This window comes from Vannielia sp. (assembly GCF_029212645.1).
Lineage (GTDB): Bacteria > Pseudomonadota > Alphaproteobacteria > Rhodobacterales > Rhodobacteraceae > Vannielia.
In genome coordinates, this window is sequence record NZ_JARGND010000053.1 from 2,596 (window position 1) to 16,291 (window position 13,696).

A 13,696-nucleotide genomic window follows, 5' to 3' on the forward strand; every position below is an offset into this window, starting at 1 on the left:
AGCGGCGATATGATTGGCCAGTTGATGGCCGATGTGGCCCTGTTGCAGCTTGATCGCCCGATCGCGGCGGCCAATGCAGCCCCCTATGAGCTTTCGCAAGAGGTGCGCACCGGCGAGGCTGTTGCGGTGGCCTCTTACGGGCAGGGCCGGTCTGAGATCATGTCGCTCCAGCGCAAATGCGAGGTTTTGGGTGAGCGGGTGGGGGCCTTGGCCTTTTCCTGTGATGTGACATTCGGCTCCTCCGGGGCGCCGGTTTTTGAGATGTCAGGCGGGCGCCCGCGCATTGTGTCGATCATCTCGAAGGGCGCGCGCGAGGAGGGCAAGATGCTCTCACTCGGGATGCGGGTGGAGAGCAAGGTGGCGCAGCTTCGCGCTGATCTCAGGGCCGGGCGGGGCGTGTTTCCGCAGGCGCATCTGGCGGCCAAACACCTGCGCGTTGGCACCCGCAACCAGACAGGAGCGCGGTTTGTGCGCCCTACTGGCGGGCCGCATTTTGTGCAGCCCTGAGGCGGCAAATCCCGGCTCTTGAAACCCCCGAGAAGGCTTCCCACATATAGGTTACGCAGGTGCCCAAGGGGCCTGTGTATGACCCCGCGCCCGTCCACCATGGAGGGCGCATGTGACTGAAAACGCTAACTATATCGCTCAATGGAGGATACCCATGCGTAACTATGACCTTTCCCCCCTATACCGTGCCACCGTGGGCTTTGATCGCCTCGCTGACATGATGGATCGTGCGCTTACCACCGACGGCGCGCAGCCCAGCTACCCGCCTTACAACATCGAAAAGGTTGGCGAGAATGACTACCGGATTTCGGTGGCCGTTGCCGGCTTTAACGAGGCCGAACTTTCGGTTGATGTGAAGGACGGTTCGCTGATTATTGCGGCCCGCAAAGAAGACAGCGACGAGGGCAAGACCTATCTGCACCGTGGCATTGCCACCCGCGCGTTTGAGCGCCGGTTTACGCTGGCCGACCATGTGAAGGTGACAGGGGCCACCCATGCCGACGGGATGCTGCACATTGACCTTGTTCGCGAAGTGCCAGAAGCGCTGAAGCCGCGCCGCATTGAGATTGCCAGCGGCAATTCGACGGCGATTGAGGCTGAAGCCAATGAAGCTGAGGCCAAGGAAACCGAAACCGCCTGAGCGGACGGTATCTGACCTTGTGATCGGGGCGTGCGGGGAAACCCGCGCGCCTTTTTTGTAGTGAGGGGGGCGGGATAGCAACGGCCCCGGTGAGGACACACGGGGGGCCGCGCAGCCGGGGGTGACCCCCGCGCCAAGGGGAGGGCAGCGCGGGGATTGCCGGCGTTATTGGGACAGGCTCTCGGCGAGGCGCATCGATTGCACCGCTTCGGCGCGGTAGCCAAAGGGATCATCGCCCTTGGCCGAATTGGCCAGCGCGATGGCGTCTTCGTAGCTGTAGTCACCGATGTAATCGGAGTCTTTGAGAAGCTGACCGAAGGCGGCGATGGCGGTGGCAAAGCGGGTGTCATCGGTGGCCTCGGCCATGTCGCCCATGATCGGCACTTCGAGAAGCTCGCTCACGCTTTCTCCCGGCTCTTTCCAGCGCATCTTGAGGAAGCCCAACTCTGGCGAGCTTTCGGCTGTGGGCTGGGGCGCGTCACCTGCGGCGTAGCGCAGCGGGGCGTTCAGCACGGCGGGGGAGCCAACGGGGGTTACCTCATAAAGCGCGGTGACGGAATGGCCTGCGCCGATGTCGCCCGCATCGACCTTGTCATTGTTGAAATCCTCGCGCTTCAGGGCGCGGGTTTCATAGCCGATCAGGCGGTATTCGGCGATTTGGGCGGGATTGAACTCGACCTGGATTTTCACATCGGAGGCAATGGGAAAGAGCGCGCCGGTGAGTTGATCGACCAGCACTTTGCGGGCCTCGCTGAGGGTGTCGATATAGGCGGCCTGGCCATTGCCGTTTTGCGCCAGCGCCTGCATCGTTGCATCGTTGAGGTTGCCGCGACCAAAGCCGAGAACCGAAAGGTAAGTGCCGCTGTCACGCTTGCCTTTGATGTAGGTTTTCATCGCATCTGCGCCAGAAAGCCCCACGTTGAAATCACCATCGGTGGCCAGCAGCACACGGCTGATTTCACCTTCACCGGTCATTTGCTCGGCCACCGAATAGGCCTGTTGGAGGCCCGCTTCACCAGCGGTGCCGCCGCCTGCGCTGATCCGGTCAAGCGCGGTGAGGATGGTGGAGCGTTCGCCCGCCGGGGTAGGCTCCAGCACGAGGCCGGAGGAGCCTGCATAGGCCACGATGGCCACCTCATCCTCGGGGCGCAACTCGGGCAGCATCAGCCGCAGGGATTGTTTGAGCAGGGGCAGCTTGTTGGGCTGGTTCATCGAGCCGGAACTGTCGATCAGGAACACAAGGTTGAGCGGCGGGCGGTCTTCAACCACGGGCAGCTCGCCTTGCAGGGCGATGGTTACCAGTTTGGTGCCGTCGTTCCACGGCGTATCGCCAACCGTGACGGTCGGTTTGAAGGGGGCCGGATCATCGGCGGTGGGGGCGGGGTAACCATAGGGGAAATAGTTGACCATCTCCTCGATGCGCACGGCATCGGCAGGCGGCATCCGCCCGGCATTGAGCGAGGAGCGCACGACGGAATAGCTGGCGGTATCCACATCAATCGAGAAGGTCGAGACCGGCTCTTCGCTTACCACCTTCACGGGATTGGTGGCGGCTTCGGGGAAGGCTTCGGTGTCTGCCGGGGGCGGGGCAAAGCGATCCTGATCGGGGGTTGGGAGCGTGGCCCCAACGGGCGGGTTGGAGGGCTTGAGGAGGCCATGAGTACTCTCGGAGGAAAGGCTGCGTTCGTTATTTTGCGTCGGCTTCTTGCCGGTCGAAAGGGAGTGTCTGACAGTTGGTTTTGAGGCGACTGCGTCATCAATGGCGACTTCGGCCATGGGCTCGGGGGCTGCGGTGACCTTGGGCGCCTGGGGGGCGGCTGCTTCGGCCTCTTCACTCTCTGGCGAGACGATGTCACCGGCGATCGTTGGCTCTGCGACGGCAGTCTTCTCAACGGAGTTGCCCGGCTGCATGGCGCCTTGCTCCCCCATTTGCGGCAGAATCACCACGGCGGCGAGGCCTGCGGCCACGATCCCGGTGGTTGCGGCCAGTCCGGCCTTGGTTGTCAGCTTGTCGAGCATCGTTTGCACTCCTGTCCAGAGCCAACCCTTTTGGCGGCTTTCAGGAGTAGGACGCGGCCCGCTGGCCGATCCTTGGGCGGCGGTCGCAGTTTTTTCGGCCTCGTCATCAAAGGCGGCCATGGCGGCGGCCATATGGGCCGCTTTTGCCGCGCTATCGGGGGCGGGCGGGGCGGCCTTGAGCGCTGCTTTCAGCTTGTCGAGATCATGCTCGCTCATTGGTTCAGTTCCTCGGTTGCCCGGGCGCGGAGGCGCTTTTTGACCTCTGACATGCGCCAGGCGATGGTGCCCTCGCTCACGCCCAGGATGTCTCCGGCCTGGGCTTGTGTTGTTTCTTCGCCCAGGATCAGGGCGCAGGTGACGCGCAGCTCTTCGGGCAGCGCGCGCATGGCTTCTGTCAGCCAATCGAGCGCCTCTGCCGCCTCATGCAGCTCGGCCTGGCGGGCCTGTTCCCAATCGCCCCAGCCATCGGCGGCGCGGCTTTGGCTGGCGGCGCGGCGGCGGCGATCATGGGCGGCGTTCACCACCACCCGGTAGAGCCATGTTGAAAACGCCGCGCGCCCCTCGTAAAGGCGCAGCTTGGCGGGCAGGGCGAGGCAAATATCCTGCGTGAGATCCTCAGCTTCGGCGCGGCTGCCGGTGAGCCTGAAAGCAAAGGTGAACAGCCGATCATAGTGGCGCGACAGCAGGCAGGCAAAGGCCTCACGGTCGCCTCCCGCTGCGGCAAGGGCCAGGGAATGATCACTCACAGACATGCGCATCACATTGGGTTGGACGGGGGCCGACGGTCAATCCTTGGCGGGGTGCAAAGTTTTTTTGCGCCGGGTGGCGGTGAGGGCGATGAGGCCCGCGCCAACGATGATGGCAGAGCCGATCAGGGTGAGGCTGTCGGGGCGTTCGTGAAAGACCAGCGCGGCGAGGATCATTGCCACCACAAGGCGCGCATAGCGGAACGGGGCCACCACGCCAACATCGCCGGTGCGCATGGCCACGGTGAGCGCATAGTAGGACGCAGAGCCTGCCAGCGAGGCGGCGAGGATGCGGGCGGCATTGGCGGCGCTGGGAAGCACGGGCGGGCTTTGGAAGGCAAGGATCAGCAGGCCCGCCGGCACAAGGATGGCGCAGCCGTAGAGGCTGAGTTGCACATGCGAAAGCACCGGGGGCGCGGCGCGGGTGGCAAGATCACGCCCGGCAAAACCGACCATGCCCAACACGGCGAGAAGGGCGAGCATATCAAACCCCGCCAAACCGGGGCGCAGCACCATGAGCACCCCGGCAAAGCCCACCCCGATGGCAAGCCATGCCGCGCGTGAGATCGGCTCGGCAAGGAACAGCATTGCCCCGAGCGCCACCACCAGCGGTGCGGCTTGCAGGATGGCCGAGGCCGATGACAGCGGGGTGAGGGCAATGGCCAGCGTGTAAAACACCCGGCCCATCATCTCAAACCCGACCCGCGCCGCCATGAAGCGCGACAGCAGCGCCGGGTGCAGGATGCGCTCGCCCCGCGCCAGCACCCAGAGGGCAAAGATGGCGCTGCCGATCAGCCCGAAGGTGGCCAGCACCTGCCCCACCGGCACCTCGCCCGCCGCCGCCTTGATGAACACATCTTCCACCGCGAAGCCGGTCATCGCGGCAACCATCCAAAGGCTGCCTTGGGTGTTTGGATGAAGCGCCATGGGGACTCCGGGCGGGCGTGGGCCAGACGGGTGCGAGGGGTGCGACGTGGGGGAGGGGCGTTTAGCGGCGGGGCTTTTTCTTCCAGCTATCCCACCAGCGGCCAAAGCGGCTTTTGCGCTCGTTGGCGGCGGCTTCTACCCGGTCCCAGCGGTCTTCGGCGGCATCAAGCGCGGGATCAAGCGAGCGCTCGCGGAATTGCCGCCACATGGCGCGCACAAAGAGCAGAGCAATGCCGAGGAAGATGAAGAAGAAGATGTTGAACCACGGAATCGGGTAATAATCGGGGCCGTCCACCGGCTTGATGCCAATGGCATTGGGGTAGATCGAGAAGAACCGGTTGCGAAAGCCATAATGGGTGATGACGGCCCACTGCGGATTGGCTTTGGTGGACACCAGCTCAGCCGCTTCGCCCTGAAGATCAGAGCTGTCAAACTTGAAGTAGGGCGGCCAGATCCAGCCGGAATCCTCGTTGCGATACACCATCACACCCTCGGCATCACGCGGTATGAAGCCAAGCAGGAAGGTCTTGCGCTTGACGGTCTGGATGAAGCGCACGTCGCGGGTGGCAAGCTCGTTCGCGCCGCTATCGGCCTGCGCGTAAAACAGGCGGTTGATCGAGGAGAAATCCTGCCGGATGACCTCGGTGCCGGAAATGCGCACCACATCGTGCTGCGGCAAGACATAAAGCAGGATCAGCGCGATTACGCCGAAGAAAGCCCAGCGCAGGCCTCTCAAAACATTTCTCATATCGCCCCTCAGTTGGCGTTGGTGATCCACAGGATCGTCACGACGGCGACGACCGGGATCACATAGACCAGCAGGATGAGCTTTTTGCGCAGCCCGCTCTCGTATTTGGCCATTCCCGCTTCGATATAGGCCGTTCGGTCGGCAGCGTCACCCCCATCGGGATGGTCTTCGGCCCATCGGTCCTCCAGCCGTTCCCGCCGGATGGAGCGCGAGTAGATGGAGATCGAGAAATAGATCACCGTGAGGATGATCCCCCCCACCACAACCAGCCTGACCAATCCCATTGCGTGCTACCTCCTGACCGCGCCCCACGGCCCGACAAGATCTATCAGATCTTCCTTGGGCGGCGGTGCGGGCTCTTCCATTGCGGGTTCTCCGGTGCCAAAGAGTGCCGTTCGCGCGCCCTCCTTGTCTACCGCGTATTCGCGGGCCAGAAAATCAGCGACGAAGGCCTTTTTGCTCTCGGGCCAGGTGCGGTAGAGCGCGTAAAACAACTGCTTGTGGCAGATGAAAAGCTGGCGCACGTCAAGGCGGCTCAACTCGGTGAGAAGCTGGTTGATGAGGTCACGGTCCGGGTGGGCGGTGGCGCGCAGGGTGTAAAAATACGCGGGGTGTGACGAGGTGATCTTGGGCCATTTGCCCCCCTGTTCGGCCCAGCGCACCAGCTCGCCCAGCGCATGAAATTCGGGCGGCAGGGCAGAGCCGAGGGTTTGTGCAAGCTGGCGCAGTTCCCCGCGTGAGCGCGACGGCACATCACGGCCCAGCGTGGCGGCAACATCGACAAGGATGAAATCCATTTTCTGCTTGAGGATTGCCGTGGCATCGGTGCCCTTGGCCTTGACGATGGGTTCAACCAGCTCGTTCAGCTCAAGGAATTTCGCAATTCCGGCGCGATCCTCCAGATCGAACACATATGGCGCGGGCAGCTTGCCCAAGGCCTCTTTTGCGCCGGTGGTAATGGCCGCCGGATGCTCCACATCGCGGAAAATATAGAGCCCGCCAAAGTGCGAGGTCCAAAAGTTGCCCTGCTCGAAAGATGGGTTTTTGAAACGCACCGGATTTCTGGTGACATCGCCGGTTTCCTTGGCCAGCCCGATCATCTCGGCGATCAGCACATCATCCCACCAGGCATCAGGCTCGCTTTTGAAACGCGCGATCCTATCGGCCAGCGCCTCGGCCTGCTCAACATGGCCTTGGGTGGTATCGGCGCGCACGGTGATGCGGCGAATGTCATAAAGGCGGGCGGGTTTGGCGACCTCGAAAACCGTATTGTCCAACTCGCCCATCACCGCATCGCGGGAGGTGAGGGCAAAAAGCTGCGGCTCGTTTTCGTCGATGAACTGGCGCAGAATGCCGCGCGACATGGAGAAACTGGCGTTGAGCAGCGGGGCGGTTTTTTGCGCGGTGGTCAGCAGGATGAACTGCCGGTTGCAGCCGTTGGGGTTGAGATAAAGATCATCGTCCAGCTCAAAGCCGATCTCGGGGGAAAAGCCTGAGATGTCGATGTGAAAATCGCTCAGCTTGGTGGTTTTGCCGGTGAGCTTTTCGAGCGCGCGGTTGTAGCGGGCAACGAGGGCGGGGGAGGACACCTCAATCAGGTTGCCGAACATCAGGCCATGTTGGATGAGGCGTTTCATGGGGTGGGCTCCTCGAAAAGGACTGTGCCTGTCTCGTATGGGGGCGGCGTGGGGCCAAAGGTTACCCGGCGTTGTGGCTGTTGGGGAGGATCAGCGACCACTTTTGCGCCCTAACATCGATCTCAAAAGCTTCTCAATTGGCCGCATGGCCGTGGTGAAATCCCTCCTAAAAATATCTTCATCATTCAAGTGATCGTAGAGTATGTCCCGGCGGTCTTTTATGATTTTGCGGTAATCTTCTGCTAGGTTTGTGTCGCCCCGATAGTGCGCGTCCAAATGTAGCATAACGTATGTGTATAGTTCATGCTCAAGCTGCTTCAGCACAGCAGCAAGTTCCGATAATTCATTACCCCAAACAACGTCTGCTTCTACAAGGACGGCGTCTAAGTCCTGCCTTGCACTCGTGTGTTTTTCCCATCGCTTTGCGTATGCGTCAATTACGCCTTGGCGGCGCTTTTCTTCGTCTCTCAGTTGAGAGGCTTCTTCCTCATCTAGCTGCATCTCTGAGATGAACATGGCTGGATGCCGGATCGAATAGAGGGAATCTCGGTATCGGTAGATCGTCAGCAGAGCTTTTCGAGCTAGTTCAGCGTCGGCAGTCCAGATGTTTTGGTTTTTCCACGTGTTTAAGCCCATTGCCGCAATCACAGCACCAGCTATGGCAGCGGCAGCGAGCAAGAAGTTGGAGAGAGCGGTTATCCCATCGGCTATTCCACTCATCACCCCTTCCCCTCCAAATACCGCCGCTTCGCCTCTTCCTGCCGCTCGTAATCCCGCACCATGCCTTCGATCGCCACCTCGTCGCTCTTGTCGGCATAGCGGAATTCGCTGTCCGCGTAGCGGTTTACCTCCTGGATCAGCATGTCCATGGTGATCGGGCGGCGCAGTTCGCTGATCATCGCCAGCTTGTCTTCGTAGGGTTTGAAGAGGAACAGCTCGGGGGTTTCCATCCACTCGTCGGGCAGCTCAAAGTCCATCGCGCGGACCTTTACAGCATCGGTGATGTTCTTGATTGAGCGGCCGGTAAAGCGCGGGTCGGCCTCTTGAATGGCCTTCAGGTAGCGGCCCACCTTGGCGATGGTGTCCAGCTCGCCGATCTCGTCCTGCACCCGGTCAAACACCTTGGCGAGCCCGTCTTCATGGGGTTTGGAATGGCCCTCGAAGCTGGCGGCAACGGCCTTCTTGATCTCCTGCGCGGCATAGGCCTCGTGGTCGCCCAAGGGCAGGGAATGGTTCTTGCCCATCAAGAGGTAGAGGATGTCGATGTAGTCGTCCCGCGTTTGCGGACCATCGACCAGAAAGCGCGCTCCGGCGCGTTGGCGCAGGGCGTCATCCACGTTTTCGGGGTAGTTGGAAAACATGCCAAAGGTGCAGTTGCCGCGCACCACGGTATTGGCGCCGGCGAAAGCCTCCATCAGCACCGCCGTCACCTCTTGCTGACCGGCGCTTGATTGGCGATCCCCGCGCTTTCCGGCGATCTGGTCAATGTCATCCACCGTGCCAAAGCCAATGACATTCGGGTCCAACACGTTGCTGATAAAGGATTTTGCGTTCTGGCCGGATTTGCCCTGATAGCTGTCGATGTTATCAATGCCGAAGTTCTGGTACCGAAAGGGGTAGCCCGCAACGCTGCAATACTCACTCACCAAACCGGCCATCATCTGGATCAGGGTGGTTTTGCCGGTGCCCGGCTTGCCATCGCCCATGAAGGTAAAGATGAAGCCGCCAAGATCAACGAAAGGGTTGAGTTTGCGGTCAAAATCATAGGCCATGATCATCTTGGCCAGCCGCATCGCCTGATATTTGGCGATATGGTTGCCGACAACCTCGTTGGGCTTTTTGAACTGCATGACCAGCGTTGTGCCCTTGGCCTTGAGCGCCGGGGTGAAGCCCGCGATGGTGAAATCATCCGCCTCCACCCGGTATTTCGCGCCGGAAAAGGCACCCACGCGCGGCGCGGTTTGGGCCCGCAGCGCGACCTTTTCCATCAGTTGCTCGGCATAGGCCATGACGGTGGCCACCAGCTTTGGCTCGGCGTCGCCGAAGGCGGCAAGCTCTTGATCCAGCTCCCAAAGACAGCCGTGCAGGGCCAGGGGGGCATTGTCGGTGAGCACCTCTTCAACAGCGCCGATTTCAACACTGGCTTCACTGGCGGAACTGGCCAGCAGGAAGGAGGTGGCATTGCCAAAGGTGTACATCACCGCCAGCGCCTCGGCGGCGAGCAACTCGGAAAACTCGGTTTTGCGGGCGTCGGGGAGGCTGCCTTGCAGGTTTTCCTTTTTCAGCGCCACAAGGCCGGTTGCCTCGCAAAAGGCTTCACCCGTGGCCAGCGCGATGGAAACCGCCCGGCGCAGGGCGTGGAGCACGGTGGCCTGGGTGGGCGAAACCAGCGGATCGCCGTCATCGGCCTGCTCGATGCGCTCGACCAGCCGCACACCCTCGGGGCGGGCCGTGCTGCGGGTGACAAGGCCGGGGGTGGTGGAGCGGAAGCGGCGGCGCGTGGCGATGCCGGGCGAGCGCTCGGGGGCGGAGGATGCGCCCTCCTTGGGCGTGGCGATGCGGGGGGTATGATCAATCCCCTCCAGCATCGCGGCGGCGGCCTCGTAATGCGCGCGGATTTCCTCCTCACGCAGTTCCATCTGATCGGCTGAAAGGCTCACTGTCCTCTCCTCTCTTGCAAATCCTGCCCCATTTTCTTGCCGGAAATATCCCCGCCGGAGGCCTAAAATCTATCTGTAGCTGAACACCCGCCCACCGGGGCTGACGACGAATTTGCGCACACCGTGAAAGCCGGGTGGGTTTTTCTCGGCCAGCACCTGATAGGGGCGCTCGGGGCAAATTATTGCGCGTTCCTGACGGGTTGCGCCAAGGTCGGCACCCCGGCCCGCGAAGGGATCAAGGGTGAAAACCTCGCGCTCGACCTTCGAGAACCATCCGGTTTTTTCCTCGCGGACCCGTTCGCTAACGAGCTCCTCCTCGGTCCAGGCAAGGGCCCAGTCCTGCCCTTCGGGGGCGCGGGCTTCGGCCAGAACCTCGCAGAGCGGGCCGGATTGCACGGTGTAGGCGCTGGAGTACATCGGGCCGATGTGGAAGCGGCGCAGGCGCTTTGGGTGCAGGTCGGGGAAGTCCTGGTCAATGCCTTGCGCCATGGTGACGAGCTTCAGCCCGGTGAAACTTTGGGCCATCAGGTGGCCTTGCACGGCAGGCCAGCGGCGCTCATCCCGTGGGAGGGTGGTGCGGCCGGAATCTTCCAGCTCCATCAGGTAGATAACCGGCAGGTTGGTCTGGCTGTCAAAGATCGCCCAATGGACCAGAAAGCGCCTTCGCTCCTCCCCCGCCATACCCTGCCAAATCGCGTCCGGATCGTTGCGCGCCCAGAAGATCTCCCCGCCCGTGAGCGCCTCGTAGTAGAGCCGCTGTGCCATGGCGTATTGCAGCTTGGTGGGGATGGTCAGGTCCCCCACGATCTGGCGGATCATGTCGTTTTTCAGCTCGGTTTCGCTGGGCATATTGGCCAGATGCCGCGCCGCCTGCTGGGCGTCCACCGCCATGGTGAGCATTTCCTGAAACACCGGAAAGCCGCTTTCGTGGCGGTCAAAATCAAGCTGGCCAAAGGGGGTGCCCTCGCGGCCCGCGAGCAGATATTTGTTGCCCAAAGCCCCGAAAGAATTGGACAAATCCCGGATGTAGCGGCCAAGGATCGTGACTTCGGCCTTGCTGAGGTTGCCCTCCACTTCCATTGCTGCTGCAACGCGGGTGAGGTGGCCGGTGATCGCCTCGAACTTAGCAAAGTAGCGCCGGGCGGCGAACTCATCGGAAAGCTGCGCGTGGTCGGCGGTGAGGGTGTCTTTGGCGTTAGTCACGGGTCATCCCCCGTAGGGTGGGTGAAACCCACCGATCATGAGGGATGACGCCGGTTCTGGTGCTGTGAAGCGCATCACGCGCCGTAGATGTTCTTGTCGTGCTTCTCGACGATTTTCTCAAACCGGCGGGCGAAGCGTTCGTCGGCTTTTGCCTTTTGTTCCAGAACTTTGCGGGCAAAGACCATGTGGTCTTCATGGGCTTCCATCATGTCGGCCATGCGCTGGTTGGTGGCGGCACCGATGCCAGCCATGGCGGCCTGGGCCTCCTGGTCGGTTTTCACGCCGATCTCGTTGATCCGGTGGGCCACATCCTGTTGCTGCGCGGTTTTAAGCGACTTGGTGAGCGCGTCATAAAGCACCACGCGCTGCTTGGTGTCTGTTTGCAGTTTGTTGATCAGCACCATCTGGGTGGCGGCCTGATTTTGCAGCGAGTCGACCCAGGTTTTGCCCTTCTCGATATAGCGCTCCAGCGTCTGGCTTTTGGCCAGTTGCACCTGCTCCTGCTGAACCAGATCGTTATACTTGGCGTTCAACTCGGCAAGCTCGGTTTCAAGCTTGGTGCGGGCGGCGGCGTCTTGCTCGACGCTGATCTTGTTTTCCAACTCGATGATCGCCGGGTCCATGGATTGGATCTCGGTGCGCAGGGCTTCAAGCTCGCCCACGGTGGCCTCGCGTTCATCCAGCGTGGCGGAGAGATTGGCCTCAACCTTGACCTTTTCGCCGTTCAGGATGCCAAGCTGATTTTCCAGCAATTTCACGATGATATCGGATTTTCCGATGAGGTCTTGCAGCTTGTCGTCGATATTGGCGGTGCGGATACGCTCCTGGCGCAGGCTCTCGGATTTGCCCGCCGAAAAGATGCCGACGATGCTCTCCCAGCCGGTCTTGTCGCGCATCTCGGAGAAGTCTTCGGAGAAGCCCGCGGTCACATCATCGAGGCCCATGATAAGCTCGGCGATATTGGCGTTCATCAGGTCGGTGTGCGCATGGACATCTTCGAGCGTGGCGTTCTCGATGTCGATCTGAATATCCTGCCCTTCGGCCATCTTCTGGCGTGCGGTTTCGATCCGGCTGGACAGTTCTTCGATCTTGCCTTGGGTCTCTGAAACCTGGGTCTGTGACTTCTTGATCATCGCATCAAAATCAGCCATCGGATCTCCTCAAAATACTATGTGCTTGGGCTATATGTGGGTGTTTTACCCCGAAAAGTTAAGGATCGTCACGCGCGATTTGCGCCAGTGGTGACGGTTTCACGCCTTAACGGGCGGGAATGAGCTGTTGGGCGATGCCGGCGAGGGCCACATAGGCCGTTGTGAGGCCAAGGGCCCAGCTGAGCCATGCTGCCTGCTCAAAGCTTTGCCAGGCCGCCAGTCCGGCAAAAACCGTCCATGCCAGGGTGACTGGCAGGGTGAAGCAGCGCCAGCGGCGGGTGCGCACCGGGTGGACGAACTTGAGCGGCAGGAACATTGCCGCCGCCAGCAGGGCGCAGGTGATGAGGGTGATCACCGGGCTGGGCTTGAGGGCGAGCAGGACCAGCACCGCCATGTTCCAGCATCCGGGAAAGCCGCGAAAGGAATTATCCTGTAATTTCATGCGTGTATCAGAAAAATACAGCACGGCGGCAAAGCATATTCCAAGGGCGGCAATCGCCCCCCAGGGGTTGGGCAGGAGGCTGGAACCATAGAGCGCGAAAGCGGGGATGAAGACGTAGGTGAGGAAATCAATGATCAGGTCAAGCAGCGCCCCGTCAATCTGCGGGGCATGGGTGAGAACGTGGTAGCGCCGCGCAAGCGGGCCGTCGATCCCGTCGACCACGAGGGCGGCGAGCAGCCATAGGAACATTTCATCCCAGGCGCCACGAACGGCAGCGAGCATGGCCAGCATGGCCAAAGCCGCCCCGGTGGCGGTGAAAAGGTGGACCGAGAAGGCCTTGTAGCGCGCACTCATGGGCAAGTCGTTAAGGGGGCGGTGGGATTGGTGCAAGGGTTTTGCGGAAATGCCGTTGCGTGGGAGGGATTTGGGCCGTTAACCGCAAAAAGATCACAGCCACAATGGATACACAAGGGATGCACAAACCATGCATATGGGTTTTTGCAAGGCGGCGAGGGGTTAACGGGGCGTTCGGGAGAGGCGGGGCGCGCGGGGCGCCCGGTCAACCGGGGCGGCGGGCCTGCGGGTGGGCGCTTTCATACACCTCCATCAGGCGAGCGGTATCAACGGCGGTATAGGCCTGCGTGGTGGAAAGCGAGGCATGGCCGAGTAGCTCTTGGATCGCGCGCAAATCGCCCCCGGCTTCGAGCAGGTGGGTGGCAAAGCTGTGGCGCAGCGCATGCGGCGTGGTGGTGGCGGGCAGGCCAAGCTGCATGCGGGCGGCCTCGGTCACCTTGGCGATCAGGCGGGGGTTCAGCGCCTTGCCGCGCACCCCGCGAAAGAGCGGCGAGTTTGGCGTAAGCTCAAACGGGCATTCCTGCACATAGTCTGCGACGGCAGCGCGGGCGGCGGGCAAAACCGGGACGATCCGCTCCTTGCCGCCCTTGCCGGTGATGCGCAGCACCTCGGGCAGCGGCGCGTCGGCCCCGGTGAGCGAGAGCGCCTCGGATATCCGCAGC

At 61.7% G+C, this 13,696-nt stretch carries 14 protein-coding genes; 2 read left to right on the forward strand and 12 right to left on the reverse strand.

What is annotated here, in order from left to right; genetic code table 11:
• A partial coding sequence (locus P1U55_RS13795; protein ID WP_301048201.1) for a trypsin-like peptidase domain-containing protein occupies nucleotides 1-507 on the forward strand: 507 nt, incomplete at its 5' end.
• A gap of 154 nt (nucleotides 508-661) precedes the next feature.
• Nucleotides 662-1,147: an Hsp20 family protein gene (locus tag P1U55_RS13800; protein WP_301048202.1), complete on the forward strand. Its 486-nt coding sequence runs from the start codon at nucleotides 662-664 to the stop codon at nucleotides 1,145-1,147.
• A gap of 165 nt (nucleotides 1,148-1,312) precedes the next feature.
• Here P1U55_RS13800 and P1U55_RS13805 read toward each other — a convergent pair whose 3' ends face one another.
• From P1U55_RS13805 to P1U55_RS13860, 12 genes are all read right to left on the reverse strand, one after another.
• Entirely contained in the window at nucleotides 1,313-3,382 is a 2,070-nt protein-coding gene (locus P1U55_RS13805) for a von Willebrand factor type A domain-containing protein (protein WP_301048203.1), read from the reverse strand.
• Complete coding sequence (locus P1U55_RS13810; RefSeq protein WP_301048204.1) at nucleotides 3,379-3,918, reverse strand: RNA polymerase sigma factor; 540 nt, start codon at nucleotides 3,916-3,918, stop codon at nucleotides 3,379-3,381. Before P1U55_RS13810 ends, P1U55_RS13805 begins: the two co-directional genes overlap by 4 nt.
• Nucleotides 3,919-3,951: 33 nt before the next feature.
• Nucleotides 3,952-4,839, reverse strand: a complete 888-nt coding sequence (locus tag P1U55_RS13815) for a DMT family transporter (protein ID WP_301048205.1) — start codon at nucleotides 4,837-4,839, stop codon at nucleotides 3,952-3,954.
• Between the two features lie 61 nt (nucleotides 4,840-4,900).
• Complete coding sequence (locus tag P1U55_RS13820; protein ID WP_301048206.1) at nucleotides 4,901-5,587, reverse strand: DUF1523 family protein; 687 nt, start codon at nucleotides 5,585-5,587, stop codon at nucleotides 4,901-4,903.
• Nucleotides 5,588-5,595: 8 nt separating this feature from the next.
• Nucleotides 5,596-5,871: a hypothetical protein gene (locus P1U55_RS13825; RefSeq protein ID WP_301048207.1), complete on the reverse strand. Its 276-nt coding sequence runs from the start codon at nucleotides 5,869-5,871 to the stop codon at nucleotides 5,596-5,598.
• A gap of 6 nt (nucleotides 5,872-5,877) precedes the next feature.
• Nucleotides 5,878-7,224, reverse strand: a complete 1,347-nt coding sequence (locus P1U55_RS13830) for a DUF6638 family protein (RefSeq protein ID WP_301048208.1) — start codon at nucleotides 7,222-7,224, stop codon at nucleotides 5,878-5,880.
• A 90-nt stretch (nucleotides 7,225-7,314) separates the two neighbouring features.
• Nucleotides 7,315-7,944 carry a hypothetical protein gene (locus tag P1U55_RS13835; protein WP_301048209.1) on the reverse strand — a complete coding sequence of 210 codons (630 nt, stop codon included), beginning with the start codon at nucleotides 7,942-7,944 and terminating at the stop codon, nucleotides 7,315-7,317.
• The gene (locus P1U55_RS13840) at nucleotides 7,944-9,884 is read right to left on the reverse strand and encodes an ATP-binding protein (protein ID WP_301048210.1); all 1,941 of its coding nucleotides are present in this window, start codon (nucleotides 9,882-9,884) and stop codon (nucleotides 7,944-7,946) included. The genes P1U55_RS13835 and P1U55_RS13840 overlap by 1 nt, the downstream gene beginning before the upstream one ends.
• A gap of 69 nt (nucleotides 9,885-9,953) precedes the next feature.
• A complete protein-coding gene (locus P1U55_RS13845) occupies nucleotides 9,954-11,087 on the reverse strand; it encodes a hypothetical protein (protein ID WP_301048211.1) in 1,134 nt (377 codons plus the stop codon).
• A gap of 74 nt (nucleotides 11,088-11,161) precedes the next feature.
• The gene (locus P1U55_RS13850; protein ID WP_301048212.1) at nucleotides 11,162-12,238 is read right to left on the reverse strand and encodes a hypothetical protein; all 1,077 of its coding nucleotides are present in this window, start codon (nucleotides 12,236-12,238) and stop codon (nucleotides 11,162-11,164) included.
• A gap of 106 nt (nucleotides 12,239-12,344) precedes the next feature.
• Nucleotides 12,345-13,034, reverse strand: coding sequence for a phosphatidylcholine synthase (locus P1U55_RS13855; RefSeq protein WP_301048213.1), 690 nt, complete (start codon nucleotides 13,032-13,034; stop codon nucleotides 12,345-12,347).
• A 205-nt stretch (nucleotides 13,035-13,239) separates the two neighbouring features.
• The coding region (locus tag P1U55_RS13860; protein WP_301048214.1) for a tyrosine-type recombinase/integrase at nucleotides 13,240-13,696 on the reverse strand (457 nt) is incomplete at its 5' end.

Bases quoted from the DNA above. Each gene is read 5' to 3' on its own strand.
- P1U55_RS13800 (WP_301048202.1), top strand. From the start codon at position 662: ATGCGTAACTATGACCTTTCCCCCCTATACCGTGCCACCGTGGGCTTT.
- P1U55_RS13820 (WP_301048206.1), bottom strand. From the start codon at position 5,587: ATGAGAAATGTTTTGAGAGGCCTGCGCTGGGCTTTCTTCGGCGTAATC.
- P1U55_RS13830 (WP_301048208.1), bottom strand. From the start codon at position 7,224: ATGAAACGCCTCATCCAACATGGCCTGATGTTCGGCAACCTGATTGAG.
- P1U55_RS13815 (WP_301048205.1), bottom strand. From the start codon at position 4,839: ATGGCGCTTCATCCAAACACCCAAGGCAGCCTTTGGATGGTTGCCGCG.
- P1U55_RS13855 (WP_301048213.1), bottom strand. From the start codon at position 13,034: ATGAGTGCGCGCTACAAGGCCTTCTCGGTCCACCTTTTCACCGCCACC.
- P1U55_RS13850 (WP_301048212.1), bottom strand. From the start codon at position 12,238: ATGGCTGATTTTGATGCGATGATCAAGAAGTCACAGACCCAGGTTTCA.
- P1U55_RS13835 (WP_301048209.1), bottom strand. From the start codon at position 7,944: ATGAGTGGAATAGCCGATGGGATAACCGCTCTCTCCAACTTCTTGCTC.
- P1U55_RS13810 (WP_301048204.1), bottom strand. From the start codon at position 3,918: ATGTCTGTGAGTGATCATTCCCTGGCCCTTGCCGCAGCGGGAGGCGAC.
- P1U55_RS13805 (WP_301048203.1), bottom strand. From the start codon at position 3,382: ATGAGCGAGCATGATCTCGACAAGCTGAAAGCAGCGCTCAAGGCCGCC.
- P1U55_RS13825 (WP_301048207.1), bottom strand. From the start codon at position 5,871: ATGGGATTGGTCAGGCTGGTTGTGGTGGGGGGGATCATCCTCACGGTG.